Source organism: Sulfuriferula sp. GW1 (assembly GCF_047300855.1).
Classification (GTDB): Bacteria; Pseudomonadota; Gammaproteobacteria; order Burkholderiales; family Sulfuriferulaceae; genus Sulfuriferula.
This window is the reverse complement of record NZ_CP170197.1, coordinates 2,595,758-2,621,259: the sequence shown is the minus strand read 5'-3', so window position 1 is coordinate 2,621,259 and position 25,502 is coordinate 2,595,758. Positions and strand designations below refer to the sequence as shown.

The following is a 25,502-nucleotide window of genomic DNA, read 5'->3' as shown; positions in this document are numbered from 1 at the left end:
AGGTTCAAATGAACACGAAACTGGTAACCACACTTGTAGCCATCCCTCTCTTGGCAATGTCCAGCATGGTTTTTGCAGCCGAGCCTATGCAACTGAGCGACGCGCAGATGGACAGCGTTACCGCCGGTGGTCTTGCTGACGCTTTCGCTACAGCCATCGCCATTGGCAAGTCCACTGCGGCTACTGAAACCTATACCTTGACCACGCTTACAGCAACCGCTCCCGTGACTGGTGAGCTCAGCCGGCTCGTGCGGATCAACTCATATTCACAGGCTGGGTCGGCTTCGATTGCGTTTTAATGCGCATTCCGAATGCGGATTTTACTGATTAACCTTAGTTCTTCCATAGGAGATTTAGACATGAAAACCATTACTTCTACGTTTGTTGCTGGCCTGCTGCTCGCTTCCGCTGGTCTAGCCAATGCCGGGCCTGTCGCCCTTTCCGACGCTCAGATGGACGGCGTAACCGCCGGTGGCACCGCCATTGCTCTTGGTGCCGCTGGCAGCTTCGGCGACTGGGTTTCGCACACCGGTGCATATACCCAGACGCTTGTGAACAACAACACGTTTGCGGGTGGGGCTGCTCAGTCTTATGCGGTTGCCGTCTCGTACCTGGGTGTGGCTACCGCAGGTAGCACCGCTGGCTCTACCGCTACGTTGCCGTAAGGGTGTTCGGGTAGCAGGTAGGACACGCCCTATGCATAGCGTGGGGCGTGTGGTAGTCAAGAAACGCATGATTTAGGAGAACATGATGATCAAGAACACCCTTTGTGCGGTGATGCTCTTGTGCGGCGCGTCCTCAGTGGCCATGGCCGACCCCGTGGTGCTTGGGGCGGCTCAGATGGATGCTGTGACAGCAGGCGCCGACGCTACAGCGGGCAGTCTGGCTCTGGCCGCCGGCGCCTTTGTCGTTACCGGGACGTCCACCAACGCTAATGTTGCTGCATACACCGTGAGTGGACCCTATGGAGGATCCTACGATACGGCTAATGTGGCGGTAGCAGAGTCTGTCGGGACAGCCACAGCGTTCGGGCCGACAGCTGATGTTGCCACGGCAGCTACGACATCGGCCTCGGTGCCGGGAACGCGGGTTTTGGTCATTGGCGGGAACACGAGCCGGCAAGTCGGCGGCACCTCAATCAGTGGCAGCGTGTTGGTGGCATATGGCACCTATGAGCAGCCATTTTTCAGGTGAACCGCCCGCACCGATGCGCATCTTGCAAGCGGGGCCGGCGACAACCGTCGTCGTGCTACCGCCAAGCGGAGCTGACGGCAACCATCGTCGTGCTACCGCCAAGCGGGGCCGGTGGCAACCGTCATCGTGCTACCGCTTGACTTTTTCCCATTGGCCCGACGCGGCGAAATTGACCTTTCCGGGGCACGGTATTAGGATTGCGGCGCACACGCTGAGATGAGAATTGCAGGTCCAGCAGCTTCTCCCCTTTATCTCTGCGGCCACCTCTGTGACAGTCAAGGCTTGTCTTGAAGCGAAAGGTATCATCCATGGCGTCATTCATGACTGCCCGGGCCTTCTGTGCCGGCTGTACGATTTTGTTGTTGGTCTTGTCCGCTGCTACCCAAGCCCGGGAGCGCGTTGTTACATCACTTTTGGAAATGCGGCATGCGCACGTAGTCATCCAGAAATGGGACTTGAGCTGCGGAGCGGCGGCGCTCGCCACGCTGTTCCGCCACCAGTATGGCGAACCGGTGACCGAGAAGGAGGTCGCCGTCAGCCTGATGAACCGGCCAGAGTACATCAAGCACCCCGAGCTGGTGCAGATCCGTCAAGGCTTCTCCTTGCTCGACCTCAAGCGCTACACGGACTCCCAAGGTTATCTCGGGGTCGCCAACGGCAAGATGGAGCTCAGGGATCTGATCAAGATGGCTCCCATCATGGTGCCTATCAACATTTTGGGCTACAACCACTTCGTCGTCTTCCGCGGGCTGCTGGGCAACCGCGTGCTGCTGGCGGACCCCGCGTGGGGCAACCGTACCATGCTGGTAAGCGATTTTCTTGACGCCTGGATCGACTTTTCCAATATCGGCCGTGTGGGTTTTGTGATCAAGCAGCGCGATGGCGTCGAAGGCCCGCCCAATGAATTAGCGCCTCGGGACAGTGATTTTGTCACCTTGGAGTAAAATCCGTATGCTTAGCGCAGGTTTGGCAGCAACTTCAAGAAACAACTTCAGGATAAGGGGCAGGGAATGAGACGGGTAATATCGCAAAAGGTGTTGGTAGCAGCCTTATCCGGGATCGGTCTGTTGTGTGTTTCGGTTCCATCGATCGCCGCGGACACGACCTCCCGAAGCGGGGCAGCCGGTCACACCCGCAAGCTGACGGCCCACGATGCGGACATCGCCAAGCTGCAAAAGCGGATGGACGACCTGGAGCGCCAGTTGACGGCGCGTAATGAAATTATCGCCAAGCTGCAAAAACAGCAGAATGACCTGGAACGGCGGCTGAATGCCTTCGGAGCTCCCAGTCCTGCCGCAAGTCAGACCGCGACGGGAAAAATGGCTGCCACGGTGGCGCAAGCTCCGGCTGGATCGGGACAGCCACAGCCGTCTGCGGCACCCGTCGGACAGCCGGGCAAGACATCTTCCGGTCCGGGCAGCTTCTCGGTCGATGTAGAAGCCGCTCAACGGGCCTTGGAGCGGAACCTCACTCAGACGGGTGCGCTGCTGCTGCCAGCAGGCCAGATCGATTTCGAGCCGAGTCTCACCTATGCGCGCCGGGAGACATCCTCCTACCCGTTAATATACAATTTAGGCGGAAGTAATGCGCTCGTGCCCCAGCAGGTGAAGCGTGACGAAACAACGGGGAACCTTGCCCTGAAAGTCGGGCTACCATGGGACTCCCAATTGGAATTCGGTCTGCCCTACAGTTTCGTGCATCAATCATTGTTGACTGATTTTGGCCCCGCCGGCCGTTTCACCGGATCGGCCAACGCCAGCGGCCTGGGCGACCTCTCGGTAGGGGTGGCCAAGACCTTGGCGCGCGAGCGCGGCTGGCGTCCGGACCTCATTGGGCGATTTACCTATATCGTTGGCAACGGAGATCGGGTTAACAACGGGGTAGCACTGCCGGCGGGCAACCCAGCCGCTCAGGTCCAGTTGGTTGCCCTCAAGCGCCAGGATCCCTTGGCCTTTGTCGGAAGCCTTTCATATCAGAAGGCCTTCGAAAAAGATCAAATCAGGCAGGGCGATCAGATCGGCTTCTCCGTGGGGACTGTGCTGGCCGCAAGCCCCCAGACATCGCTGCAATTTTCTTTCTCCCAGACCTTCGTGCAGAAGCTGCAAATCAACGGCAGCAAGGTTCCCGGATCGGAGCAGACGGTCGGTATGTTCAACGTGGGCGCTTCCTCCATCCTGAGCAAGAACGTGATGTTCAACACTGTGTTAAGTATGGGGCTGAGCAACGATGCGCCCAAATACGCCATCCAGTTTACACTGCCGATCCGCTTCAATTATTGAATCTCCACCTCTAGTAACCACCTTACCAAGGCGGGGATTGCAGAAATTGGCCCCTTGATAAAGGGGGCCAGAAAAGGTTCCGGCTCGCTTACGCTCGTCCCTCACTTCCAAGGACGTGGAGGCCAGGGAGCCTCATTCCCAATCCCCGCGTTTTCACTTTCCTAACTGTCGAGAATTTTTACAGCTGCCGGCGCAAGCCGTCACCAAGAAATAAAATACTTCGAATAAACAGATGTATGTCTTCTTGGGCATGGCGTGTGCTTCCACTTTTATTGTGGACCGAGTCGAGCGTGCCGTCGCCGTCCACTTCACTTCGCCTGTGGTGGTGAACGACATGAAAGCCAGCGCCTCGCTCCAGTAAAGGCGTAGCGGGTGAGGCAGGAAATACCGGGCATTACACGGAGCGCTTGCTCTTAGAAAAGCACCAGGCCTGGAGAAATATGAAGCTGAGAACACTTTGTGCGGTGGCTGTTCTGGGCGGCGCGATGACTGTGGTCAGGGCCGATCCCGTGGTTATGGGGGCAGCTCAAATGGATGCGGTCACGGCCGCCGGCGCCAACGTGTATGCCATCGCCCAGGCAAATGCCACCGGCCGAAACGTATTCACCGAGACCTCCACCAATGTGTTTACACTCAATAGACTGCCTTATTTGACAGGCTATGGAGCGCGGAGCCAAGCTGCCGTCCTTGCGGTCGCTACCGGTCCATTTGCGTATATCGTGGCATCCGCCAAGGCAGGCATCATCAATGAACAGCCTGATTTGACAGGTTATGGGGCGGGAGGCGAAGCCGTTGCGCTGGCAACCGCCACTGGTTCCTCTGCCTTCGCCGCGGCATCTGCCGGGGTAGTTAACATGAATGGGCAGACTTATTTGACGGGTTCCGCTGCGACAGGCCATGCCACCGGGCTGGCGATCATTACCGCACCAATTGCGCTTAACACGACACTTGGCATAGCGATCATCATAAATGGGCAGCCCCATTGGTTACCAAGTAATGCGGCGGCAGGCGAAACCATCTGGTCGCAGCCGGTAATGAGGCCAGATGCAAGTGCCCCAGCGGTGTCGGTGACCTCGACCGAGGTGTTGGGCGGGCAGCTTGTGAACTACACACTCACCACGGGCGATCAGAACGGTAACACTCCGGTCGGCGACAGCACTACGATGTCGTTGTCATTTTCCAAACCACCGCGTTCGCGGATTCCTCCGGTTTTTGTGATCGACGTATCCGGCGCCATACCCGTGATGGTCAATGCCCTGCTTGTCAAACCAGTGGCGATGTGAATCTTGCCCGTTTTTGGTTTCCGGCCTAAGCAGGGCTGATGTAGACCAAGGCTTCGGGAGAGGCACGTCCACCTTTTTCCTTACGCGCTGTCGAATATCTTTACAGCTGCGGGCCACGCCCCCTGTTCCAAAAAAAACACATCGAATAAATAGATTATTCATTTTCCTGGTGCGGTATTTGCTGGTTACCGGGAAGAGAAATTTTTAATGCGCTTAATGGCAACAGATCTAAGGTGAGGGTGTCGCCGCAGATGCGGGAGAAAAAATGAATACCAAAGATTGTGCGACTTGGCACTCAAGGCAGCCTAAGCGGTGCTGTGTACCGACATGCCCGAGGGCGACCGCGCGCGTTGTCTCCGCCACGGGCTTGGCGACAGACTGCTCATCAACATTCTTTCCGCCGGACACCAGAGGGATCCACTGTTCAGCAGGCTTCTCGGAAGTTGATCCGCTCGTTTCCATTGACGAAATGAAGGGCATGAATACTTCTCGGGCGGTAATGTGCGGCTATTCGGCGCCGAGGGGAATCTACTGTCCATCGCCGCGCGCCACTTCGCTTTTAACCTTTTTTCATTGCAATATTTCGATATGTTTGCGCGTGTTCCGAATGCGAACGAAGGGATCTGATTCAGCCATTTTGGCCGTCTAATTCGACGCACTGGCCACACTCCGCCTGCTGATGCAGGGACGCGTGGCCTTAACATCAGGAGGAGTGGACATTATGGTAGTTGATGCACATGGAACATTCAGCAGGCCGCCGGTGCACGGCGGTGATGACAGCATAAACATCCAGCTATCTGGTGCCAGAAGCCCTCGCATCAGCCTTAGGCAATGGCGCGTACTGCACGCAGTAGTGGATTGCGGAGGTTTTGCCCAAGCATCTGAATACTTGCACCTCAGCCAGTCCGCAATCAGTTATGCGCTCGCCAAGCTGCAGGAGCAGTTGGGCGTGCCGCTACTGAGAATCGAGGGAAGGAAGGCGCAACTGACAGAAATGGGATGCGCGATAATGGAACGGTCGCGACGCTTGATCGGTGACGCCAACAAGATCGAGGCATTCGCCTCAGCTATGGAACGGGGCTGGGAGCCCGAAATAAGATTGGTGGTGGATTTTGCTTTTCCCCCCAGTCTGTTGATGAGTGCCCTGAGAAAATTTGCGCGAACCGGGAACGGCACCTTGGTACTGCTCAGTGAAATTCCGAATGTCGGCATCGATGAAGCATTGCGGCAGGGCAGTGCAGACCTGGCGATTAGTACTCAAGTACCCGTGGGGTTCCTGGGCAAACTGTTGATGGAAGTTGAATATGTCGCCGTGATATCTCCCAGACACCCGCTGCTCAACCCTGGTAAGGAAATCACCATGGTCGATCTGGAACAGATTACGCAGATTGTTATCCACGATTTCGAAAACCCTGAAAGAAGGAACGGCGCTGGGCGCTGGTTGCATCAGGGGCAGTGCTGGAATGTGGCCCACTTTGAAACGGCCATCGAGGCTGTGCGGGAAGGCCTTGGATTTGCCTGGCTTTTGAAGTATCGAGTACAGGAGTTGCTTGACCAGGGTGCGCTTGTGCCATTTCCCCTACAGGGCGGGAATGTCATCAAAGGCATGCTATATCTGATTCGCGGGGGATCCAGAACCAGCAACCCCGGCCCTGCTGTGAGCCATCTGGTCGAAATTCTACACAGCGTAACCGTGGCTGGGAGCCAGCATCCATACAGTGTTGCAGCTTAGTGCCAAATAGAACGAAGAACTCCACTAGCGGTTTCAGTACCCAGTAATGGAGTTCCGGGAGATGCGCTCTACAATCCATAGGGAAGGGGCCACCAAGAGAATGGGTACTCAGGATCGCACCATGCGTCTCCCGAATAAGGCAGCAGTAACGGACGCTCGGTGAGAGCCAGGCGCGCGCCGAGCACCAAGGGCATATTTTTGTGTGGCGCAGTTTTTTGCAGTGTGCCGATAATCTTTAGCCAGCGTCCCGGCGCAAATTTTTCAGGATCGTAGTAACCAAAAGCGCAGGTCTTGAACTGACCTGTCGCGCCTGCCTGCATGGCGCCGTAGGTATCGTAAGGGCCATTCAATTCAAAACAGGTATCCGTATCCTCGCGATAAATGGCAATGATCTGTCCCAGCCATTCCACCCGGGGGCCGGTAGGATCGAAGTTGGCGGCCATTGCGGGCGCCACCATCAGCATGACCAGGGCAAATCGCAACAGGGTAATGGGTTTATTCAGTGCCATGGCAGTATGGACCGCCTGCCGCCGGGCTTGTTCATTGGCACGCTTTAACGCACACTTGATGACGTTTAAATTGAGACATGCATCATGCACAGCGCGCAACAAATCCTGTCTTTCTGGTTCGATGGCGATGCGCAGGCGCAGCAGCGGCGCTGGTTCGGCAAGGATGAACTGACCGATGCGCGGATGCGGGATGAATTCCTGGCGGATTATCAGGCAGCGGCAGATGGACGGCTTGCCGACTGGCAGGAATCCGTCTCATCCGGCCTGGCCTTGGTGATCCTGCTCGACCAGTTCCCGCGCAATCTGTTTCGTGCAACGCCCCGGGCTTTTGCCACCGATGCGCAAGCGCGGCATATCGCCCGCGACCTCATTACACGAGGTCTGGACAAGGTGCTGCCTCCGCGCCAGCGCATGTTTGTCTATCTGCCTTTCGAACACAGTGAGAAGCTGGAAGATCAGTTATATTCGATTTCCCTGTTTGAAAGCCTGCGCGCTGCGGAAGGCATGGCGGAAGCGGTGCGCTATGCATACCTGCACCATGAGGTGATCGCCCGTTTTGGGCGTTTTCCGCATCGCAATGCGATTCTCGGCCGCCCCAGCACTGTTGAGGAGCTGGTTTTCCTGAAGCAGCCGGGGTCTTCCTTCTGACACGTTATAGTGACATTATTTTCAAACGACACGGCCAAACATGACGATGAGTGATACCCCTGTTTCCATAAGCTTTCATCCCCGTGAAGATAACGGTCCGGTGCTCCGGCACTGGCAGACCTTTCCGGGCAATTTCAAGGGGCTGGTGACCCAACCCGCCGAGCTGGATTGCGGCGACTATGATCTGGGCGGTGGCCTGGTGGTGGAGCGCAAGTCCGCTACCGATTTCAGTCTGGCGATTATGGACAAGCGCCTGTTTGGCGAAGTGGGCAAGCTCAAATCCAGCTTCGATCAACCGATATTCATCATCGAGGGCGATCTCTATGGTGGGCGTTTCCATACCGACCCTGCGGTGATTCGCGAGGCCATTGCCTGGCTCACGGTGGGTGAAGGCGTGCCGCTGGTGCCCAGCCCGGGTGCCGAATTCAGCGCCGAGCTGATGTATACCATGGCCAGTCAGGCACAGCACGGTATCGGCCACCCGATTGTGATGCGCAGCGGCAAGCCGTTCGATCCGGTAAATGGCCAGCGTTATCTGGTGGAGGGATTGCCGGGCATCAACGAGAATCTGGCGCGCGCATTGCTCGATCATTTTGGCAGCGCAGCGGCAGTATTTGCCGCCAGTGTGGATGCCCTGGCCGAAGTTGCCGGCATCACCCCGCAGGCGGCCGGGCGTATGCGCAAGGTGCTCGACGCACACTGGCCGGGAACGCGTGCATGAACAGCACCCCATTCCGTTTTGCTCATTCTTGTCTCGGGCAATGGATGGAAGCTGCCGAGACGTGCTTGCGCGGATTGCAGCCGGTACCTGCGGCTGCCAACCTGGGTTTTGTGTATGTGACCGACCTGTACGCCAACCGGCTGCCGGAGATTCTTGACTACCTGCGTGGTCATAGCAGCGTAGCACACTGGGTGGGGTCGGTGGGTATCGGGGTGTGTGCGACGGCGCAGGAATACCTGGACGAGTCGGCCATGGCGGTGATGCTGGGCGAGTTTCCTGCCGACAGTTTCCGTGTATTCGGCAACGTGACCGAACTCGCGCAGCTCAGCGAACAGGCAGGCGGCTTCGAAGTGGGCGGGCGGCCTGCGCACTATGCGCTGGTGCACGGCGATGCACGCAATGCCGAGGTGCCCGATCTCGTCGCGGCGCTGGCGGCACGGATGCAAAGCGGCTTTGTTACCGGCGGCATCACCAGTTCGCGCTTTCAGTCATACCAGGTCGCGGACGGCGTCATACACGGCGGCTTGTCCGGAGTGATGTTCGGCGAACAGGTTCCGGTGATGACGCGCCTCACCCAGGGCGTTACGCCGATTGCAGCGCCTCATCTGGTTACTGCCAGCCAGGAAAATATACTGGTTTCTCTGGATGGCCGCCCGGCGCTGGATGTGCTCAACGAAGATATTGGCGAAATTCTGGCGCGTGACTTGAGCCGTGCCGCAGGCTATATTTTTGCTGCACTCACGGTTTCCGGCTCGGATACGGGCGATTACCTGGTGCGCAATCTGATTGGTGCTGACACGAATGAACGTCTGGTCGCGATCAGCGAGGTGGTACCAGTCCAGGGAGAGGTGGTATTTTGCCGTCGCGATGCCAGCGCAGCGCGCGAGGATATGCTGCGGATGCTCGGCAACATTAAACAGGCGATCACTGCACCGCCTCGCGGAGCGGTGTATTATTCCTGTCTGGGGCGTGGTGCGGGTTTGTTCGGCGCTGATTCGGTTGAGCTCAAACTGATCCGTGAGGTGCTGGGTGAATTTCCACTGGTAGGATTTTTTGCCAATGGAGAAATTTCGCATGACCGCCTGTATGGCTATACCGGCGTGCTGACATTATTTTTATAAAGAGGGATAACATGCTGAATACACAAAACCACCAGGAAACCGCCATGCTGCGCGATGAGGTAGAAATGCTCATGCGCGAGCGCGATACGCTACTCCGTGTGACAGGTGCCGCCGCCGCATTCGTCGCCGAAATCGACAGCGCCAGCCTTGCAGCAGAGACCCTGCAGGCCGCAGAAGTACTGGCAGAAAGCCTCAATCACTTATCAGAAGACACGTTGCGCGAATCGCTGGAAGCGGTTAAAGCACATATTGATGCGATGTCGTAGCGGCGTTTGAATTAGGTCGTCGCTTCAGAATCACCGCGCACTACAATTAGCCATGCATCCGAAAGTGCCCGCCTTGGGCATGCGATAAGACATGCAAAAATTCTGGATACCGTCTGAATCTGTTTCCGGTATGCGCCTGTTGGCCGGCATGCTGAGTCTTGCTGCAGCCTATTTTTTGGCCGCGCGGCTTGGTTTCTGGATGGCAGGTTTCCTGCATCCCGAAATGAGCGCCATCTGGCCTGCCAACGGCGTGGCGCTGGCGGCGCTGGTGCTGTTTGGCAGGCGTTTCTGGCCTGGTATCTTGCTGGGGGCGTTTATCGCCAACTGGATCGATCTGCATTGGTCCGCCGCACTGGTGATCGGTGCGGGCAATACGCTGGAAGTTGTTCTGGCAGTGTGGCTGCTTAATCGTTTCGACACCTTCCAATCCGGCCTGGAGCGCGTGCGCGACGTAATCAAGCTGGCCTTGTTCGCCGCACCGATTGCCTGTCTGGTGGGTGCTGCGGTGGGCATGGTCGCGTTGGCGATGGCGGGCCAGTTGCCTGACGAACACTTGTGGCGGGAGGGATGGAACTGGTGGCTGGGCGACATTATCGGTTTCCTGTTGTTTGCGCCACCGATCATGGTAGGCTGGCACGCCTGGCGAACGGGTAAATATTCGGCCCCGTCTGTCGAGACGGGGGCAGTGCTGGCGCTCATGCTGATATTGACCAGCTTGCCAATCATCGGTTTGGATATTCCTCCCGGCCTCAACGGCGGGCACTACCTGCTGTTTGTTTTCGTGATCTGGGCAGCATTGCGCCTGGGGCTGCTTGCCACAACGCTGATTACCTTGTGTGCGGCAATGTTGGCGATTACGCCTACGCTGATGAACAATGGCGCGCTGGTTGACTACGTTGCCTATCCGCTGCTGGTGAATTTGCAGATCATGTTGATCATGATCGCGCTGTCGGGTTTGCTGGTGGGGGCGGCAATTGCCGAACGCAAGCTTACAGAATGGCGCCTGGATCAACTGGCACGCTTCGATCCCTTGACCGGACTTGCCAACCGGGCTGCGTTTCAGGAGTATCTTGATCACGTCACAGCCCATGCCCAGCGTCATGGGGGTAATGTTGCTCTGCTTTATCTGGATCTCGACCACTTCAAGAATATTAATGACACGCTCGGCCATCAGGCTGGCGACGAACTGTTACGGATTGTTGCGGCGCGCATCAAGGCTGGTGTGCGTAACGAGGACTACGTTGCCCGCCTGGGCGGGGACGAGTTCACCGTGCTGGTCGTCGGCAATCAGGCTGCCCGCGCTGCCGCTTCGGTTGCACAAAAAATACTGGAAACGCTGAACGAACCGATCAATCTGCTCGGACGGGATTACATCATGTCTGCAAGCATAGGCATCAGCGCGTTGCGCGGTTCGGTCACCACTACGGGTGGTACGACTGTTCTGGATGATGCTCAGGAACTAATGCGCCAGGCTGATACCGCCATGTACCGTGCCAAACGGCAGCATGGCGGGTTCCTGTATTTCAATTCGAGCATGAATGTCGCCGGTAAACGGCAATTGTCGCTGGAAAGCGGTTTGCGTCGCGCACTGGAGCATCACGAATTCGAGCTGTATTACCAGCCCAAAATTCATATTGCCAAGGATCATGTCACGGGAGTTGAAGCACTGCTGCGCTGGCGCCACCCGCGCAGCGGCATTATTGGTTCGGATCGCTTCATTGCAGACATCGAAGCTACCAACCTGATCGAACCAGTAGGGGAGTGGGCGCTGCGCGAGGCCTGCCAGCAAATGGCGACCTGGTGCCATGCGGGACTGGACATGCAGCGCGTGGCGGTGAACCTTTCCGCGCGCCAGTTTGCTCAGCCTGATCTGCTGCTGGTGGTCGATCAGATACTGCAGGAAACAGGTTTGCCAGCCAATAAGCTGGAACTCGAGATTAGCGAAACTACCGCCATGAGCAACGCCAGCCAGACCCTGAAAATCCTGACGGCGTTCAAACAGCGTGGCGTGCATTTATGCATTGACAGTTTTGGGACCGGCTACTCCAGCATGAGCTATCTCAAGCGCTTCCCGATCGATGCGATAAAAATAGACCAATCCTTTATTCATGCGCTGGAAAGCGATAATGAAGCAACCACCATTGTCTCAGCCATAATCCAGCTTGCCCACAGCATGAATATCGTCGTTATCGCAGAGGGCGTGGAAACGACCGGGCAACGCGATTTTCTGGTGCAACATGGTTGCGATGAGATTCAGGGATTCTTGTACAGCATGCCGCTGCCCGCTGAAGATTATGCCGAACTATTCGGACAGCACGCCCAGGCCTGATGTCTATCATGACCAGGCGTACCGTGTACGGACTGGAGGGTGGGGTTAACCCCCGAAATTGGTGGTGTCTTTTACCACTTTCTGGCCCGCCTTCACCCAGGCTTCAAACCCGCCTGACACGGATACCGGTTTGGCATAACCCAGGCGTAGCAGGCTGAGAGCGGCGAGCGCAGAGCGGCCACCGGTTTTGCAGTACAGCAGGAGTTCGGCGTCCTTGTTGGCCAGAGCCGGGTGATCGCCGGTTTTGAATTCCAGCACGCCACGTGGAATGTTCACTGCATTGGGCAGGCATCCGGCATCGAATTCGGCCGGTTCGCGCACGTCTATCACCACGGCACCTGCGCTAATGCGCTGGGCAGCGCTGTTGGCATCGATTTCCCCGATCTGGGCCTTGGCTTCTTCGACGAGTTGTTGAGGCGTCATGCTCATAGGGTTTCTCCTGTAAAAAATTAGTGTTGATTGCGCATGTGGTCGGCCACTTTGGCAAATGCGGCAGACAGTTCGTCGCGCAGTTGCTGATCCTGGACTATCTCATGCAAGGCTGTGTTCATGCATAGCAGCCACTGGTCACGCTCGGATGCGCTGATCGCAAACGGCAGATGGCGGCGGCGTAGCATGGGGTGGCCATATTCTTGCACATACAACTGCGGCCCGCCCATCCATCCGCACAGGAACTTGAACAGCTTGTCCTCCGAACCCTGCAGATCCTCGGCGTGCAGCTTGCGGATACCGTAAGACTCGGGCAGCTCATCCATGATCTGGTAAAAACGTCTGACCAATGCGCGTATCTTGTCTGCTCCGCCAATACGGTCGAAATGGCTGGTGGGCATGGTGGTTTCAGCTTGCATGGGTCTTCCTGTTTGTCTCTGCGCTGGTAAGTGGCCGTAGCAGCATCACTCACTCAGGCGTGGATGGGTAGCATCATATTTATCCTAGAAAAAGCAGTTGTCCACGAAAAACACAATAAGCACAAAAATATTCAAAGCGATAACAAGCTGTAGATCATCACCCAATGGGTGAATGGCTTAAATCAACCTAAAAACCGCGATTCAAGCCACAGAGAACACAGAGATGAAGAGGTTTCCACCTATTTTTCCGCTTCACCCGATGGGAGAAGCCGATATTTACGGCAACAATTGTTTTTGCGAGTTGGGCGACAAGCCGCCCATCCCTGCGAACCCCGTTGCCTCTGTGAACTCTGTGTTCTCTGTGGCTAACTGATTTTTTCAGGATCAATGCAATGTATTGATTTATTTCGTGTCTTTCGTGTTTTCCGTGGAGAAATCGCCGTTTTTAGGTTTATTGGGCAGCCGATATTATCCTGCTTATGCTGGATGATGGCGAGCACACATCGTGCATTTGAGACACTGAAAACTGCTTTAGGGTTCTATGCGGGCGCTGAGTTGCGGCGTTATTCCGCGTTGAGTCCGCGCATCCTTTCACCGTCGGCGCGTTTAGCGGGTCAACTGGGCATACAGCAGCGGCAGTCTGGCGGGCAGTTCCGACGGTTTGTGGATAATGATGAAATTGTTCTTGCCGAAAATATGCGGCAGGTATTCGTGGGCTTCCTGGTCGACGGTCACGCAAAACGGACGCAGACCTTGCTGCCTTGCGGCGATCAGGGCCTTGCGCGTGTCTTCGATGCCATAACGGCCTTCATACAGGTCGGCGTCGTTGGGTTTTCCGTCGGTGAGCAACAACAGCAGGCGCTCGCGGGCTTTTTGGCGCCCCAGGATTTCGGTGGCATGGCGGATGGCTGCGCCCATGCGGGTGTAATACGCGGGGGTGATGCTGTTGATGCGGCCGCGCACGGTGTCATCGTAAGGTTCATTGAAAGTTTTCAAGGTATGGAAGCGCACATCGGTGCGTTGTTGGGAACTGAAGCCATACAGCGCGAAGCGGTCGCGTGTTACGGACAACGCCTCGGAAAAAAGGAACAGGCTGTCGCGGATGACATCGATTACGCGCCGTTCTTCGCCTACCCATGCCTCGGTGGATAACGACAGGTCGGCCAGTAGCAGGCAAGCCAGGTCGCGCTCGCGCTTGCGCTGGTCCAGATAAAAACGGGTTTCAGCACCCGCATTGTGGGCGAGGTGGCGGATATATGGATCGATATCAATGTCGTTGCCTTCAGGCTGTGCCTTGAGGCGCAGGCGAACCGGTAGCAACGCGCCGAACTGCCGCCGCAGGCGTTGCTGGTCGCGCTTCAGATGCTCGGGAAGCGCGCATGGTTTGGTATCCGTCAGGGGGATCGTGTTGACCCGGCATCGGTCCGCTTTCAGGGTGTGCGTTCTGTAGTCCCACTCGGGCAGCATCCTGTTTACGTCCAGAGGGGTGTCATCACCCTCTGTCACGGGTAGATCGAGGGTCATGCTGAGCTTCTTGGCAATGTTCCTGCGGTCCTGCGCGATAGCGATCACATCCAGATCGTCCGCCGCCTGGGCGAGATCCTGATCCTCGTTTTCCTTGGTTTCATGTTCGACTTTCGCGTATTCGGTCCAACTGAATATCGATTCGGGCCGGAATATCAGAAGACCGCCTTTGCGTTCCGGCATTTCCGTGTGCTCGGCCAGCCGGCGTTTTTTATCCGACTGGAGCGCGCTCGCCGCCTGGGAAGGCTGATCCGGCGATTTATCCGGGTGCGGCTTTTTGCCTTTGGCGGGCAGTTCGGGGCGCAGCCACAGCAAGACAGGATGGGGTGGGCGCCGCGCAGCGGGGAGCGCCGCGACGCTACCCGGCTTGCGCAGCGCGGCACGGATCGCCTGTTCCTGTTGCGCTTCATCCGGGGCCAGCTTGCTGATTGGCGGGCGGCGCGCGATCTCAGCTTCCACCAGCCGGCCATAGCTTGCCGCCAGGCCGGGGTAGCCTCGGGTTATCGTGAGTACGGCGGCCTGGTTTCTGGCCAGCCACGGCAGATGTGGCTGCGGATCGACGGCGCACAGGGCGGCCAGCCAGAAATACAGATCGCGGTTCAGGCTGGTTGCGGGAAAGGCATCGATTAGCGGAGGCAGCTGCAGCGCCTGATGATCCACCCAGGCGAGATCCACCTTGCGCGCGCTGCCGGCCAGACGCTCCAGCAGCGAACGCCTGGCGCCGTGGAGCGTTTGCGCCCCCGCCTGCACAGCCACACCGTGGTCTCCGCCAAGGGCGCGGAACAACAACGCGGCATCACGGGAGACGCTAGCCAGCTCGACCGCAGCTTCGGGAAAGCGGCGTGCGGCCAGGCGGTTTATCAGCCGGTGCCAGGCGATGCCGACCTGTTCTTCCATGGCCTGACCCTCAGTTGCCGAAAATCGCGAGGACCACCACCATTAACGCGCGGGTGATCTCCGGCTCGTCGGAAAGGCATTCCACGATGGCCGCGCGGCATGCCACCTGCGGGTCGCAGCCGCCGGCAATCAGCTTCGCCGCGTCGACGATCAGGCGCGTGCCGGGCGCTTCTTCCAAGTCGTGATCGGCGGTGCTGCGCAGGGCGTTGGCGAGGGTGACGAGACGCTTGGCGGTGGCGGGGTCGACGCCAGACTCCGTTGCCACGATTTCGGCCTCGCGCGCAGCTTCCGGAAAGCCGAAGGCGAGGGACACGAAGCGCTGGCGGGTGCTGGGTTTCAGACCCTTGAGCAAATGCTGGTAGCCGGGGTTATAGGAGACGACCAGCATGAATTCCGGCGGCGCCTCCAGTATCTCCCCGGTACGGTCGATGGGCAGAATGCGGCGGTCGTCGGACAGCGCGTGCAGCACCACCGTCGTGTCCTTGCGCGCTTCCACCACCTCGTCCAGATAGCAGATGCCGCCGTGACGCACTGCCTGGGTGAGCGGGCCGTCGGTCCAGTAGGTACCGGAAGCGTCAATCAGATGACGGCCCACCAGGTCCGAGGCGGACAGATCGTCGTGGCAGGATACGGTATACAGCGCACGTCCGAGTCGCGCCGCCATGTGTTCGACGAAGCGCGTCTTGCCGCAGCCGGTCGGGCCCTTGATGAGCACCGGCAGACGGTTTCGATAGGCGAGTTCGAAGACGGCGATCTCATCGCCGGTCGGCGTGTAAGGGGGGATGAGGCCGGGCACTCTGACGGCCCGGGCGATCGAGGTAACGGACATGGGAGGGCTCCTTGATTAAGCGGTGAGATAGGCAATGGCGATGACACCGCCGACAGCGGCCAGATACGCGGCCATGACCAGGCGCCACACCGGGCGCACACGGCGCAGGCCCATGAAATAACTCACCACCAGTTGCCCCTTGACGAGCGTGAGCGCCAGCACCGCTGCCATGAGTGCCTGGCTGGGGGCGTTTGAACCCAGTTCGAAAGTGATCGTGGTGAGCCCGAGCAGCAAAAGCCAGGAGGCGGTGCAGGGTCTTAACGGAATGGCTTGAAGCAGTTTCATCGGTCGTCCTTTCAATGAATCACGTAAACCAGCGCAAACAGGATGATCCAGACCAGATCCACCATGTGCCAGTAGGAGCCCCCGGTCTCCACGCCGGTGTGGTTTGCAGCGCTGTAGCGCCCGGCATAGGCTTTGTAGGTGACCACGGCAAGGATCGCCATGCCCATCACCACGTGCATGAAGTGAAAAAACGTGAGGGCCAGGTAGAACATGTAGAACAGGTTGGTGGAAAGACTGATGCCCTGCGCGAAATCCTGGTGGAATTCCACCAGTTTCAGCATCAGAAAAATGCCGCCCAGGCCGACCGCGCCAGCCAGCCAGTTACCACAGGCCGTGCCGCGTCCCGCCTTGATCGACTGGGTTGCGCGCGCTACGAAATAGCTGCTGGTCACGAGGATCAAGGTATTGGCGAAGCCGTAAGTGCGGTTGAGCGTGAGTTGCGAAGCGTTGAACAGCTCCACGTGGGTGCTGCGGGCAAATGCATAGGCGCCGAAAAGCACACCGAAAACCACGAGCTCGGCGAAGATGAATATCCAGATTGCGAAATCCCCGGGCAGGGGCTGCGCAGAATCGACGCTGGCTTCATTATGCATGGTGGATCACCCTGAAATGGACGGGACCGCAGTCCCGCCGTGCTTTGCTCAGGCTGCCAGGGCCTGTTTCATTTCGCTGGCGTATTCGTATTCGCCCGCAATGAAAAAGCTCCGCAGATAAACCAGCAAGCCGATGAAGAAGGCAACGCCGGCGAATTCGCGCACCCAGAAGAACACGCGTGCCTTGTCCTGCACTTGCATAAATGGCATTGGGTCGTCCGCGGCGCGTTGCAGAATGACCGTTACGATACCCGCGCCGGTGAGGGCAAGGGCGATGCCTAGCATGCTGAGCACCATGATCCAGAATCCCGCCATTTCCCAGCGCTGGGCGGTAGCGCTGTTGGCTGTCCGCCCGCGCAGCAAGGGCATGGCATAGGAAATGATGGCCAGGGAGATCATTGCATAGGCACCGAAGAAAGCCAGATGCCCGTGAGCCGCAGTGAAATTGGTGCCGTGCATATAGTATTGGGCCGGCGCCAGGGTGATCATGAAGCCCCACAAACCCGCGCCGAGAAAGGCCATGATCGGCGTGCCGAGCGCCCACAGCATGGCGGCCTTGTTCGGATGTTCGCGGCGGCGCTGCATCAGCATCTTGAAGGAAAAGGCGATGAGCAGTATGAACGGGATGGGCTCGAGGGCGGAAAAGATCGAACCGAGCCAGATCCAGTACGAGGGTGCGCCGGTGTAGTAATAGTGGTGCCCGATCCCGATGAGGCCGGAAATCAGCGTCATGGCGACAATGATGTAGAGCCATTTTTCCACGATCTCGCGGTCCACTCCGGTCATTTTGATCAGAATGAAGCCGAGCAGGGCGCCCAGGATCAATTCCCAGTCTCCCTCGACCCAGCCGTGCACGACCCACCACCACGCGTAGCTGGCTTTCACGGTGTCGTGCGGGAAGTAAAAGGCGGGCAGGAAAAGCAGCGCCAGACCCCACAGGCTGCCCACCAGAATCAGGTTAATGGAGGTCTTGCGCCCCTTGATCAGGGTCATGGTCACGTTGAACAGCAGCGACAACGCCACCAGTACGATGCCGACCTTGGTGGGCAGCGGCTGCTCCAGGTAGCCACGGCCCATGGTGGGCAAAATTGCGTTGCCGGTTATTGCCGCCAGATGAGCATAATCCACGAAAAGATAAGCGACTATCGTCAGCGCTGCGGCGATGAGAAATACCCAGAAAGTGACCAGCGCGAGTCTGGGGCTGTAAAGCTCGGTTTGCGCCTCTTCCGGAACGATAAAGTAAGCGGCGCCCATGAAGGTCATCAGCAGCCATACGATCAACAGGTTGGTGTGGCTCATGCGCGTGACGTCGAAGGGCAGTTCAGGGAACAGGAAGGTTCCGTGCAAATACTGCAGCCCGGCGATCAGCCCGAACACGATCTGCCCGACAAACAAGGCCAGCGCGGCGATGAAGTAGGGTTTAGCCACCTTTTGAGACTGGTATTTCATGATTTTTTCCTTTTTCGTTGCGGGAGAATGGAGTCCAATCAACCTTGGATATTGGGCGGCCACTTGTTGGTGTCGATGTTGGAAAGCCATTGCAGATAAGCCACGAGGTCGTCCAGTTGATTCTGGGTGAAATGGAAATTGGGCATCTGTCTTCTTCCCGGCACGCCAGTGGGCTGCGACTGTATCCACGCCTTGATGAATTCTGGCCCCCTGCGTTTGTAGACGTTGCCGAGTTCCGGAGCGAAATAAGCGCCTTCGCCGTTGACGGTGTGGCAGCCGATGCAATCGTTGCTGTCGAGTAAATATTTGCCGCGCAGCACGGCGGAAGTCATTTTGTCCGCGTGGTCCCGTTCCGGGATGCGTTGCCAGGTGTCATAGGTAAGCGCGAGATAAATGGCGAGAAAAAATACCGCGCCACCGAGAAAAATATTGCGGGCCATCGCTTTGGTGAAGACTTGTTGCATGTTCGGCTCCTTGGGCGTTGAAAAAAGATGTGCAGTTAAACTGTATTTTAAATACATCTATTGTTCCTTGATCTAGGTCAAGCGGGCTTGAATTGCCGAATGGAAGTTCAGGGATAGCCTTGACGCTGCGGCCAGGAGGGCGATGCGATTACGCTGAAAGACTCGGCTTTGGCGGCTCGGCCGGACTCACGTATCTGCTAATGGTTTGACGCTACGAAGGGGAAACGAGAATGAAAAGGGAGAATTACCAAGGCATGCCTCAATCGCCCTGGATTTGGTGGTTTCGGCTGCCGCATTGCCTGGCTGAAGAGGCCGCGCTGTCCGGCCTGATGTTGCTGCGCTTATTGCGGCACTGCTTCAACTTTTACCCAGATACTGCCCTGGGTAGAGCTACTGCCACCGGTATGACCGAGCAAATTCCTGTCTTGCTGATTTCCTTGCGTGTCGGTGCCGCCAAGTTGCGTCCACTCGCCAAGCCGGGTGGCGATTGTCGTGTATTGCCGTTGCACGTTGATTGCTCCATTGGCTGCCGGGCTATCCATCTGCGGGCTGATTTCCATCGTCACGCGCTGGCCATGGAGATGCGGTGTGGCGTAAAAACCGCTGCCAATGTCGCGATACACCGTGCTGTCCGAAATAATCGCCCCGCTGGGCGACAGATAGACTTGATGCAATAGCATGGGCAGCGATACGCCGGCCTGAATATAGGCGCGTCCGCCATCGGCTACGCGCACGATCTGGCGGACTTGTTCCCCGCGGTTGTGTTGGCGCTCGTCCAGCCGCGCGTCAAACCTGCTGTTGCCGCTGCGGATACGGGCATTGAGGCCGTCGTGACCAGAAGCGGGTTGATCCAGCTGTAGCGAATCGCCGTGTCCAATGTGACCGCCGACCGCCAATTCGTGCCGCTGACTGTTTTGCTGGCGGTGCTGGCTGACATAAATCAGCAACTGGCGTACCGGTTTGTCGAGTGCTGCAAGCGCAGCCTTGATCTGCGCGCGATTGGCACTGGAGGCGCGCAAGATAATCTGGTCGTTGACGCCGGTCAGCACGCCGCCGGGTTCCAGTAGCGGGCGCAATGCCGGCAGTACTTCATCCGCACTGCGGTTATGCAGGGTGAGAACTTCCATCCCGTTGGCCAGCGCCAGAGTCGGTAGCAGGCATATCACGACCATGAGCTGAGCCAACTTACGCACGTTATTTCTCCATTGACTCTTTTTCCATCAACAGATAGGTATTGTAGGCATTAGGGCGGTTGGCCTGAGCGAAAGCCGGCAGTTTGGCGTATTTTGACCAGTCGGTACGCGCGTAGGCTTCGTCGAATGGCACCAGATCGTTCACCGCTTTACCCATCGTGGTCCGTACGTAAGTGAGATAATCGCGGGTCAGGGCCAAGTCAGTCTGCGGCGTCTTGGAAACCGCGCCATGTCCCGGTACCAGCACACGCGGTTTTAATGCGATGAGCTTGTCGAGCGACGCCAGCCAGGCCCTGCTGTCAGCGTCGCCGATGAAGGGCACGCGGCCCTTGAAGACCAGATCGCCCGCGTACAGCACGCCGTCTTCCTGCACCAGCATGGCCATGTCCTCGGCAGAATGAGCCGGGCCGACAAAACGCAACGCAAAATGAACGCCGCCCATCTCGAAGTCGGCATCGCCGTCCAGCCATTTGTCGGCCGGCGTGAGTCGTGTATTTTCATTTACCCACGGGAACAGCACTTCCTTGCGCTGCGCCAGGCGGTCGGCCGCAGCGTCGGTATTGATCGCACCCTGGCCGTTTTTGTGCGCCCATACCTCGGCACCCAGCTCTTTGAATACCTGTGTGCCGTAGTAGTGGTCGGCGTGATAATGGCTGATGATGACGCGTTTGATCGGTTGTGTGGTGATCTTGCGGATTTGTTTGACCATCTCTGCTGCCAGGGAGGGTGTGCCCAGTGTGTCGAATACCACCACGCCGGCCGGCGTGACAACAAACCCGGCGTTGGACATGTAACCTTCGTTGGCCGAAGAGGCTGCCCCGGATAATCCCTGCACGTAATAGCTATGCGCACCCACTTTGATCGGTGTGACCTTGACGCCGACAGCGGCGTATTGCGCGCCATATGCGAACGTAACGAGGCAGCTCAGGAATAGTGCGGCGAGTATTTTCATGGGTGTGTCCTCCTTGTATTGTCGTGCTTTTTGGGTATTGTACGCGCGACAGCAGGCGCCACGGTATGGTATCTTCCCACCGTGTAAACAGCTTCATTAAGGATATGTTTTGATCAAGAAGAATTGGCTGCCTTTCGTGCTGGCTTTTGTATTGCCGATTGTGCTGGTGTTCTGGTGGTGGGGTGGATTCAACCGGGCGACGATAGTACAGACAGTGGCGGGCCCCTATCATTATGTCTATGCCGAACACATTGGCGATTACGGCAAGATACCCGACATCCAGATCAAGGTTGCCGATGCGCTGCGCGCCCAGGGCATCACGCCGGGCGCACCCATTACCATTCTCTACGACGATCCGCGCACCACGCAGAAAAGTGCTCAGCGCGCACATGTCGGCTATTTGCTGGGCCGCGGCGTCGCCATCAAAGCGCCGCTGCAAGTGGGCGATATTGCTGCACGGCCGGTGCTTGAGGCGCGCGTGCAGGCCAGCATGTTGCTGGCCCCCAGTACCGCCTACCAGGCATTGCACGATTATCTTAAATCCAGCGGCAAGGATATCCGGATGCCTACAGTGGAGATTTATGTGCCAGGAAAATCCATCAACCAGATGGGCGTGCTCACTGTGGAAATGCCGATTTAGCCAGCAGGCGGCACGATGACATTCTTCTCTCTGCTGGCCGCCTTGCTCCTTGAATACTTCCGGCCGCTCGGCCACCCGCTCCCGCATTACCTGGCGTTCTGGCGCTATGCCCAATACATCGAACGGCAGCTTAATACCGGGCAATATCAGCATGGCGTGTTTGCCTGGCTGGTGACGATATTGCCCGTGCTGATCACGGTGAGTGTGGTGTATTTCCTGCTGGGAGCCGTAAGCCCCCTGCTGGCCTGGGTGTGGAGTGCATTGGTGCTGTATGTGACGCTGGGCTTCAAGTATTTCAGCAAAGTCGGCGAGCGCATCGCGCGCGCACTGGAAGCCGGCGATCTGGACGCGGCGCGTAAGGAATTGGCCGAATGGCGCGGCCTGGATGCCAGCGCGCTGAATGCCGACGACATTGCACGGCTCGCCACCGAACGCACGCTGGAGAGTGCGCATCGGCAGATGTTCGGGGTGATAGTATGCTTTGTGCTGTTGTCGCCATTGGGGCCGGTGGGCGCGGTTCTGTTTCGCCTGGCGTCGATTCTCGGTCGCAAGTGGGGGGCTTCAAACGGCGCAGGGCGGTTTGGTGAATTTGCTGCACGCGCGTATTACTGGATCAACTGGATTCCGGTACGACTTACCGCGCTGAGTTTTGCCGTGGCGGGTGATTTCGAGGACGCAATGTACTGTTGGCGCACTCAGGCGCAGGACTGGCCGGATGCCAGCGAAGGGATTGTGCTGGCCAGCGGTGCAGGTGCGCTCGGGGTGCGCCTGGGGCTACCGATCAGCGCTGCGGGAGGGCGGCTGCAACGTCCGGAGCTTGGCCTCGGCGACAGTGCCGATGCGCAATACCTGAACAGCGCAGTAAGCCTGAGTTGGCGCGTACTCGGTTTGTGGTTGCTGACCTTGCTGCTGATTACTCTGGCCAAGCTGGCGGGATAAATTTTGCTGAACGCAATCTGGATCGGGTTTTTTCTTATTGCGTTTGTTTTCGCCACTGTCAATTTGGTGTTTTTCGGTCAGGCCGACAGTTTTGCGCTGGTAATGAAAGCAGCGTTCGATGCGGCAAAAAACGGCTTCGAAATTGCTTTGGGGTTGACCGGCGTGATGGCGTTGTGGCTGGGCGTAATGCGTGTCGGCGAGCGGGCCGGATTTCTGCAAGGACTGACCTGGCTGCTGACGCCGCTGTTTCAGCGCCTGTTCCCCGATGTCCCGCGCAACCACCCTGCCTTGGGCGCCATCACCATGAACATGGCGGCCAACATGCTGGGGCTGGATAATGCGGCCACGCCGATCGGCATCAAGGCCATGCAGGAATTGCAGACGCTCAATCCGGACAAAAAAACCGCCTCCGACGCGCAGATTCTGTTTCTGGTCATCAATGCATCCTCAGTCACGCTGCTGCCGGTGACTATCTTCACTTACCGCGCCCAGGCCGGGGCGCACGACCCCACGGATGTGTTCATTCCCATCCTGATCGCCACCTATTGCTCGACCATGGCGGGCTTGCTGGCGACGGCGTTTTACCAGCGCATCAACCTGCTCGATCGCGTGGTGCTGGGCTATCTTGCCGCGATCAGCGCCGCAGTGTTCGGACTGGTAGCGTATTTCGCGCACCTGCCTGCGGCGGAGATGTTGCGCCAGTCGGCGCTGGTGAGTAACGTATTGCTGTTCGGCCTGGTCACGCTGTTCATCGGCGGTGCTGCGGTGCGCCGGGTCAACGCCTACGAGGCGTTTATCGAGGGCGCCAAGGATGGTTTTCATACCGCCGTCACCATTATCCCGTATCTTGTTGCGATGCTGGTGGCGATTGCCGTATTCCGCGCCAGCGGAGCGCTGGATTTGTTGATGAATGGCATACGTAGCGGCGTGGTCATGCTGGGCTGGGACAGCCGTTTCGTGGATGCGTTGCCGACGGCGTTGATGAAACCTCTGTCCGGCAGCGGTGCGCGTGCGATGATGATCGACACCATGCACACCTTCGGCGCGGATTCCTTCGCCGGACGTCTTGCTTCGGTGATCCAGGGCAGTACCGAAACCACTTTTTATGTGCTCGCCGTCTATTTCGGAGCCGTCGGCATCCAGCGCGTGCGCCATGCGGTCGTCTGTGGCCTGCTGGCGGATCTGGGCGGACTGATCGCGGCGATTGCAGTGACCTATCTGTTTTTCGGGTAGCCGGTTGGCACCGAGAATGTTGGGGTTTTTCCTAACAGGCTATGCGGCGAATTTTTTCTGAGATTGATGCGGTGAAATGAACGAATATTCAATCCTGGCGGCAGTGGATCTGGGTTCCAACAGCTTCAAGCTGCAGATGGCGCGGGTGGTGGACGGCCAGATTTATCCGCTGGATGCGCTCAAGGAACCGGTACGGCTGGCGGCGGGCGTGGATGCGAACAAGCATCTCGATGCAGCCTCTCAGCAGCGCGCACTGGATTGCCTGAAACGTTTTGGTGAACGTCTGCGCGATCTGCCGCGCGGCGCAGTGCGCTGTGTGGGTACCAGCGCGCTGCGCGTCGCGGAAAATGCACAGGAATTTCTGGAACAGGCGGAAACTGCACTGGGCTACCCGATCGAAGTGATTTCCGGACGCGAAGAAGCACGCCTGATTTATATCGGCGTTGCGCACAGCCTGCCGGCCAGCAACCAGCCAAGGCTGGTGGTGGACATAGGCGGCGGTTCCACCGAATGCATCGTCGGCAAGGCTTACACCCCGCGCTTGACGGAGAGCCTGCACATGGGCTGCGTCAATTTCACCCAGCGTTTTTTCCCGGGCGGACGCATTGACAAACATGGCCTCAAGCAGGCCGAACTCACGGCCCGCGCCGAAGCACAGACCATCGCCGCCAGCTACGCCGGACAATGGCGCGAAGCGGTAGGGTCGAGCGGTTCGGCACGGGCGCTGGCTGACATTTTGATGCAGAATGGCTGGGCCGAAACCGGCATCACCGGCGCAGGCCTGGCGGCGTTGCGCGCCCAGATGATTCGCGCCGGCAGCCTGGATAAACTCGAGTTGCCCGGTCTGAAGCCCGACCGCAAGCCGGTAATCGCCGGGGGCTTTGCCATCATGAGCGGCGTGTTTTCCGAATTCGGGATCGAGCATATGACCGTAGCAGAGGGCGCCCTGCGCGAGGGTGTGCTGTACGACTTGATGGGGCGTTTCCATCATCGCGACATGCGTGTCGCTACCGTGGAGCAGTTCATGCGCCGCTATCATGTGGATACCCGCCAGGCAGAGCGGGTGACCGCGCTGGCCGTCAGGCTGTTCGACCAGTTGCAGGCGGATGCGGTGACCGGCACGGCCAACCTGCGCGCATTTTTGCAGTGGGCGGCACAGTTGCATGAAATCGGTATCTCGATTGCCCACTCCGGCTACCATAAACACGGCGCGTATATCCTGGCCAACGCCGACATGCCGGGTTTTTCGCGCATGGATCAGGCGCTGCTGGCACACCTGGTGCGTGCACAGCGCGGCAGCCTGAACAAACTGCCTGAATTCCAGCACGATAGCCCGGAGCCGGCCGATCCAGCGACACGCCACGCGGTACTTGCGTTGCGTCTGGCTGTGCTGTTCTACCGCAGCCGTGCGGATGTGGCGCTGCCCGAACTGCGTCTGGAGTGTCGCGCTCCGGCTTGCCAGCTCTCTCTCGCGTCAGATTGGCTGGCGGATAACCCGCTGACCGCGACTGCGCTGGAAGAAGAAATGGAAGATTTACAGGCGGTCGGGATAAAGCTGACGTATCCCGGTTGAA

28 protein-coding genes are annotated in these 25,502 nt (G+C 58.1%); 17 read left to right on the top strand and 11 right to left on the bottom strand.

Annotated elements, in window-relative coordinates; all coding sequences use genetic code 11:
* The first annotated feature begins 8 nt into the window (after positions 1 to 8).
* From ACFDAU_RS12970 to ACFDAU_RS12935, 8 genes are all read left to right on the top strand, one after another.
* On the top strand, positions 9 to 299 hold the full coding sequence (locus tag ACFDAU_RS12970) for a hypothetical protein (RefSeq protein WP_413437316.1): 291 nt from the start codon (positions 9 to 11) through the stop codon (positions 297 to 299).
* 60 nt (positions 300 to 359) lie between these two features.
* Positions 360 to 665 (top strand): hypothetical protein, encoded by a 306-nt coding sequence (locus ACFDAU_RS12965; RefSeq protein ID WP_413437315.1) that lies wholly within the window; start codon positions 360 to 362, stop codon positions 663 to 665.
* A gap of 82 nt (positions 666 to 747) precedes the next feature.
* Entirely contained in the window at positions 748 to 1,194 is a 447-nt protein-coding gene (locus ACFDAU_RS12960) for a hypothetical protein (protein WP_413437314.1), read from the top strand.
* A 308-nt stretch (positions 1,195 to 1,502) separates the two neighbouring features.
* The gene (locus ACFDAU_RS12955) at positions 1,503 to 2,138 is read left to right on the top strand and encodes a C39 family peptidase (RefSeq protein ID WP_413437313.1); all 636 of its coding nucleotides are present in this window, start codon (positions 1,503 to 1,505) and stop codon (positions 2,136 to 2,138) included.
* Between the two features lie 66 nt (positions 2,139 to 2,204).
* Positions 2,205 to 3,473 carry a transporter gene (locus ACFDAU_RS12950; protein WP_413437312.1) on the top strand — a complete coding sequence of 423 codons (1,269 nt, stop codon included), beginning with the start codon at positions 2,205 to 2,207 and terminating at the stop codon, positions 3,471 to 3,473.
* 232 nt (positions 3,474 to 3,705) lie between these two features.
* Positions 3,706 to 3,834, top strand: a complete 129-nt coding sequence (locus tag ACFDAU_RS12945) for a hypothetical protein (protein WP_413437311.1) — start codon at positions 3,706 to 3,708, stop codon at positions 3,832 to 3,834.
* Positions 3,835 to 3,913: 79 nt separating this feature from the next.
* A complete protein-coding gene (locus ACFDAU_RS12940) occupies positions 3,914 to 4,756 on the top strand; it encodes a hypothetical protein (RefSeq protein ID WP_413437310.1) in 843 nt (280 codons plus the stop codon).
* Positions 4,757 to 5,477: 721 nt separating this feature from the next.
* Entirely contained in the window at positions 5,478 to 6,488 is a 1,011-nt protein-coding gene (locus tag ACFDAU_RS12935) for a LysR family transcriptional regulator (RefSeq protein ID WP_413437309.1), read from the top strand.
* A 68-nt stretch (positions 6,489 to 6,556) separates the two neighbouring features.
* Here ACFDAU_RS12935 and ACFDAU_RS12930 read toward each other — a convergent pair whose 3' ends face one another.
* Positions 6,557 to 6,997, bottom strand: a complete 441-nt coding sequence (locus ACFDAU_RS12930; RefSeq protein WP_413437308.1) for a Slp family lipoprotein — start codon at positions 6,995 to 6,997, stop codon at positions 6,557 to 6,559.
* An 84-nt stretch (positions 6,998 to 7,081) separates the two neighbouring features.
* On the opposite strand from ACFDAU_RS12930, the gene ACFDAU_RS12925 reads away from it, so the two are divergent.
* The 5 genes from ACFDAU_RS12925 to ACFDAU_RS12905 all read left to right on the top strand — a co-directional run bounded on the left by ACFDAU_RS12925 (position 7,082) and on the right by ACFDAU_RS12905 (position 12,082).
* Positions 7,082 to 7,645, top strand: a complete 564-nt coding sequence (locus tag ACFDAU_RS12925; protein WP_413437307.1) for a DUF924 family protein — start codon at positions 7,082 to 7,084, stop codon at positions 7,643 to 7,645.
* A gap of 40 nt (positions 7,646 to 7,685) precedes the next feature.
* Positions 7,686 to 8,366, top strand: a complete 681-nt coding sequence (locus ACFDAU_RS12920; protein WP_413437306.1) for an ERCC4 domain-containing protein — start codon at positions 7,686 to 7,688, stop codon at positions 8,364 to 8,366.
* Entirely contained in the window at positions 8,363 to 9,487 is a 1,125-nt protein-coding gene (locus tag ACFDAU_RS12915) for an FIST N-terminal domain-containing protein (RefSeq protein ID WP_413437305.1), read from the top strand. The genes ACFDAU_RS12920 and ACFDAU_RS12915 overlap by 4 nt, the downstream gene beginning before the upstream one ends.
* A gap of 11 nt (positions 9,488 to 9,498) precedes the next feature.
* Positions 9,499 to 9,753, top strand: coding sequence for a hypothetical protein (locus tag ACFDAU_RS12910; RefSeq protein WP_413437304.1), 255 nt, complete (start codon positions 9,499 to 9,501; stop codon positions 9,751 to 9,753).
* Between the two features lie 91 nt (positions 9,754 to 9,844).
* A complete protein-coding gene (locus tag ACFDAU_RS12905) occupies positions 9,845 to 12,082 on the top strand; it encodes a putative bifunctional diguanylate cyclase/phosphodiesterase (RefSeq protein ID WP_413437303.1) in 2,238 nt (745 codons plus the stop codon).
* 45 nt (positions 12,083 to 12,127) lie between these two features.
* Here ACFDAU_RS12905 and ACFDAU_RS12900 read toward each other — a convergent pair whose 3' ends face one another.
* The 10 genes from ACFDAU_RS12900 to ACFDAU_RS12855 all read right to left on the bottom strand — a co-directional run bounded on the left by ACFDAU_RS12900 (position 12,128) and on the right by ACFDAU_RS12855 (position 21,116).
* On the bottom strand, positions 12,128 to 12,511 hold the full coding sequence (locus ACFDAU_RS12900) for a rhodanese-like domain-containing protein (RefSeq protein ID WP_413437302.1): 384 nt from the start codon (positions 12,509 to 12,511) through the stop codon (positions 12,128 to 12,130).
* A 20-nt stretch (positions 12,512 to 12,531) separates the two neighbouring features.
* The gene (locus ACFDAU_RS12895; RefSeq protein ID WP_413437301.1) at positions 12,532 to 12,930 is read right to left on the bottom strand and encodes a group II truncated hemoglobin; all 399 of its coding nucleotides are present in this window, start codon (positions 12,928 to 12,930) and stop codon (positions 12,532 to 12,534) included.
* Positions 12,931 to 13,536: 606 nt separating this feature from the next.
* A complete protein-coding gene (locus ACFDAU_RS12890; RefSeq protein WP_413437300.1) occupies positions 13,537 to 15,351 on the bottom strand; it encodes a nitric oxide reductase activation protein NorD in 1,815 nt (604 codons plus the stop codon).
* 10 nt (positions 15,352 to 15,361) lie between these two features.
* The gene (locus ACFDAU_RS12885; RefSeq protein ID WP_124704785.1) at positions 15,362 to 16,180 is read right to left on the bottom strand and encodes a CbbQ/NirQ/NorQ/GpvN family protein; all 819 of its coding nucleotides are present in this window, start codon (positions 16,178 to 16,180) and stop codon (positions 15,362 to 15,364) included.
* A 15-nt stretch (positions 16,181 to 16,195) separates the two neighbouring features.
* Positions 16,196 to 16,465 carry a cytochrome C oxidase subunit IV family protein gene (locus ACFDAU_RS12880; protein ID WP_413437299.1) on the bottom strand — a complete coding sequence of 90 codons (270 nt, stop codon included), beginning with the start codon at positions 16,463 to 16,465 and terminating at the stop codon, positions 16,196 to 16,198.
* 11 nt (positions 16,466 to 16,476) lie between these two features.
* Positions 16,477 to 17,058 carry a cytochrome c oxidase subunit 3 family protein gene (locus tag ACFDAU_RS12875; protein ID WP_413437298.1) on the bottom strand — a complete coding sequence of 194 codons (582 nt, stop codon included), beginning with the start codon at positions 17,056 to 17,058 and terminating at the stop codon, positions 16,477 to 16,479.
* A gap of 48 nt (positions 17,059 to 17,106) precedes the next feature.
* Positions 17,107 to 18,507 (bottom strand): cbb3-type cytochrome c oxidase subunit I, encoded by a 1,401-nt coding sequence (locus ACFDAU_RS12870; protein ID WP_413437297.1) that lies wholly within the window; start codon positions 18,505 to 18,507, stop codon positions 17,107 to 17,109.
* A 38-nt stretch (positions 18,508 to 18,545) separates the two neighbouring features.
* Positions 18,546 to 18,971 (bottom strand): c-type cytochrome, encoded by a 426-nt coding sequence (locus ACFDAU_RS12865; RefSeq protein WP_413437296.1) that lies wholly within the window; start codon positions 18,969 to 18,971, stop codon positions 18,546 to 18,548.
* Between the two features lie 341 nt (positions 18,972 to 19,312).
* Entirely contained in the window at positions 19,313 to 20,164 is an 852-nt protein-coding gene (locus tag ACFDAU_RS12860; RefSeq protein WP_413437295.1) for a secretin N-terminal domain-containing protein, read from the bottom strand.
* A gap of 1 nt (position 20,165) precedes the next feature.
* Complete coding sequence (locus ACFDAU_RS12855; RefSeq protein WP_413437294.1) at positions 20,166 to 21,116, bottom strand: MBL fold metallo-hydrolase; 951 nt, start codon at positions 21,114 to 21,116, stop codon at positions 20,166 to 20,168.
* Between the two features lie 109 nt (positions 21,117 to 21,225).
* On the opposite strand from ACFDAU_RS12855, the gene ACFDAU_RS12850 reads away from it, so the two are divergent.
* From ACFDAU_RS12850 to ppx, 4 genes are all read left to right on the top strand, one after another.
* Positions 21,226 to 21,756 (top strand): hypothetical protein, encoded by a 531-nt coding sequence (locus ACFDAU_RS12850; RefSeq protein ID WP_413437293.1) that lies wholly within the window; start codon positions 21,226 to 21,228, stop codon positions 21,754 to 21,756.
* Between the two features lie 15 nt (positions 21,757 to 21,771).
* Entirely contained in the window at positions 21,772 to 22,695 is a 924-nt protein-coding gene (locus ACFDAU_RS12845; protein WP_413437292.1) for a CobD/CbiB family protein, read from the top strand.
* A gap of 3 nt (positions 22,696 to 22,698) precedes the next feature.
* Positions 22,699 to 23,928: a nucleoside recognition domain-containing protein gene (locus tag ACFDAU_RS12840; protein ID WP_413437291.1), complete on the top strand. Its 1,230-nt coding sequence runs from the start codon at positions 22,699 to 22,701 to the stop codon at positions 23,926 to 23,928.
* 76 nt (positions 23,929 to 24,004) lie between these two features.
* Positions 24,005 to 25,501, top strand: a complete 1,497-nt coding sequence (gene ppx, locus ACFDAU_RS12835; RefSeq protein WP_413437290.1) for an exopolyphosphatase — start codon at positions 24,005 to 24,007, stop codon at positions 25,499 to 25,501.
* The last annotated feature ends 1 nt before the right edge of the window (position 25,502 follow it).

Excerpts from the sequence above, each read along its gene's own strand:
- ACFDAU_RS12880 (WP_413437299.1), bottom strand. The coding sequence starts at position 16,465 with ATGAAACTGCTTCAAGCCATTCCGTTAAGACCCTGCACCGCCTCCTGG.
- ACFDAU_RS12935 (WP_413437309.1), top strand. The coding sequence starts at position 5,478 with ATGGTAGTTGATGCACATGGAACATTCAGCAGGCCGCCGGTGCACGGC.
- ACFDAU_RS12895 (WP_413437301.1), bottom strand. The coding sequence starts at position 12,930 with ATGCAAGCTGAAACCACCATGCCCACCAGCCATTTCGACCGTATTGGC.
- ACFDAU_RS12945 (WP_413437311.1), top strand. The coding sequence starts at position 3,706 with ATGTATGTCTTCTTGGGCATGGCGTGTGCTTCCACTTTTATTGTGGAC.
- ACFDAU_RS12870 (WP_413437297.1), bottom strand. The coding sequence starts at position 18,507 with ATGAAATACCAGTCTCAAAAGGTGGCTAAACCCTACTTCATCGCCGCG.
- ACFDAU_RS12920 (WP_413437306.1), top strand. The coding sequence starts at position 7,686 with ATGACGATGAGTGATACCCCTGTTTCCATAAGCTTTCATCCCCGTGAA.
- ACFDAU_RS12885 (WP_124704785.1), bottom strand. The coding sequence starts at position 16,180 with ATGTCCGTTACCTCGATCGCCCGGGCCGTCAGAGTGCCCGGCCTCATC.
- ACFDAU_RS12930 (WP_413437308.1), bottom strand. The coding sequence starts at position 6,997 with ATGGCACTGAATAAACCCATTACCCTGTTGCGATTTGCCCTGGTCATG.
- ACFDAU_RS12875 (WP_413437298.1), bottom strand. The coding sequence starts at position 17,058 with ATGCATAATGAAGCCAGCGTCGATTCTGCGCAGCCCCTGCCCGGGGAT.
- ACFDAU_RS12965 (WP_413437315.1), top strand. The coding sequence starts at position 360 with ATGAAAACCATTACTTCTACGTTTGTTGCTGGCCTGCTGCTCGCTTCC.
- ppx (WP_413437290.1), top strand. The coding sequence starts at position 24,005 with ATGAACGAATATTCAATCCTGGCGGCAGTGGATCTGGGTTCCAACAGC.
- ACFDAU_RS12900 (WP_413437302.1), bottom strand. The coding sequence starts at position 12,511 with ATGAGCATGACGCCTCAACAACTCGTCGAAGAAGCCAAGGCCCAGATC.
- ACFDAU_RS12865 (WP_413437296.1), bottom strand. The coding sequence starts at position 18,971 with ATGCAACAAGTCTTCACCAAAGCGATGGCCCGCAATATTTTTCTCGGT.
- ACFDAU_RS12925 (WP_413437307.1), top strand. The coding sequence starts at position 7,082 with ATGCACAGCGCGCAACAAATCCTGTCTTTCTGGTTCGATGGCGATGCG.
- ACFDAU_RS12915 (WP_413437305.1), top strand. The coding sequence starts at position 8,363 with ATGAACAGCACCCCATTCCGTTTTGCTCATTCTTGTCTCGGGCAATGG.
- ACFDAU_RS12955 (WP_413437313.1), top strand. The coding sequence starts at position 1,503 with ATGGCGTCATTCATGACTGCCCGGGCCTTCTGTGCCGGCTGTACGATT.
- ACFDAU_RS12910 (WP_413437304.1), top strand. The coding sequence starts at position 9,499 with ATGCTGAATACACAAAACCACCAGGAAACCGCCATGCTGCGCGATGAG.
- ACFDAU_RS12905 (WP_413437303.1), top strand. The coding sequence starts at position 9,845 with ATGCAAAAATTCTGGATACCGTCTGAATCTGTTTCCGGTATGCGCCTG.
- ACFDAU_RS12890 (WP_413437300.1), bottom strand. The coding sequence starts at position 15,351 with ATGGAAGAACAGGTCGGCATCGCCTGGCACCGGCTGATAAACCGCCTG.
- ACFDAU_RS12950 (WP_413437312.1), top strand. The coding sequence starts at position 2,205 with ATGAGACGGGTAATATCGCAAAAGGTGTTGGTAGCAGCCTTATCCGGG.
- ACFDAU_RS12960 (WP_413437314.1), top strand. The coding sequence starts at position 748 with ATGATGATCAAGAACACCCTTTGTGCGGTGATGCTCTTGTGCGGCGCG.
- ACFDAU_RS12940 (WP_413437310.1), top strand. The coding sequence starts at position 3,914 with ATGAAGCTGAGAACACTTTGTGCGGTGGCTGTTCTGGGCGGCGCGATG.
- ACFDAU_RS12970 (WP_413437316.1), top strand. The coding sequence starts at position 9 with ATGAACACGAAACTGGTAACCACACTTGTAGCCATCCCTCTCTTGGCA.
- ACFDAU_RS12845 (WP_413437292.1), top strand. The coding sequence starts at position 21,772 with ATGACATTCTTCTCTCTGCTGGCCGCCTTGCTCCTTGAATACTTCCGG.
- ACFDAU_RS12855 (WP_413437294.1), bottom strand. The coding sequence starts at position 21,116 with ATGAAAATACTCGCCGCACTATTCCTGAGCTGCCTCGTTACGTTCGCA.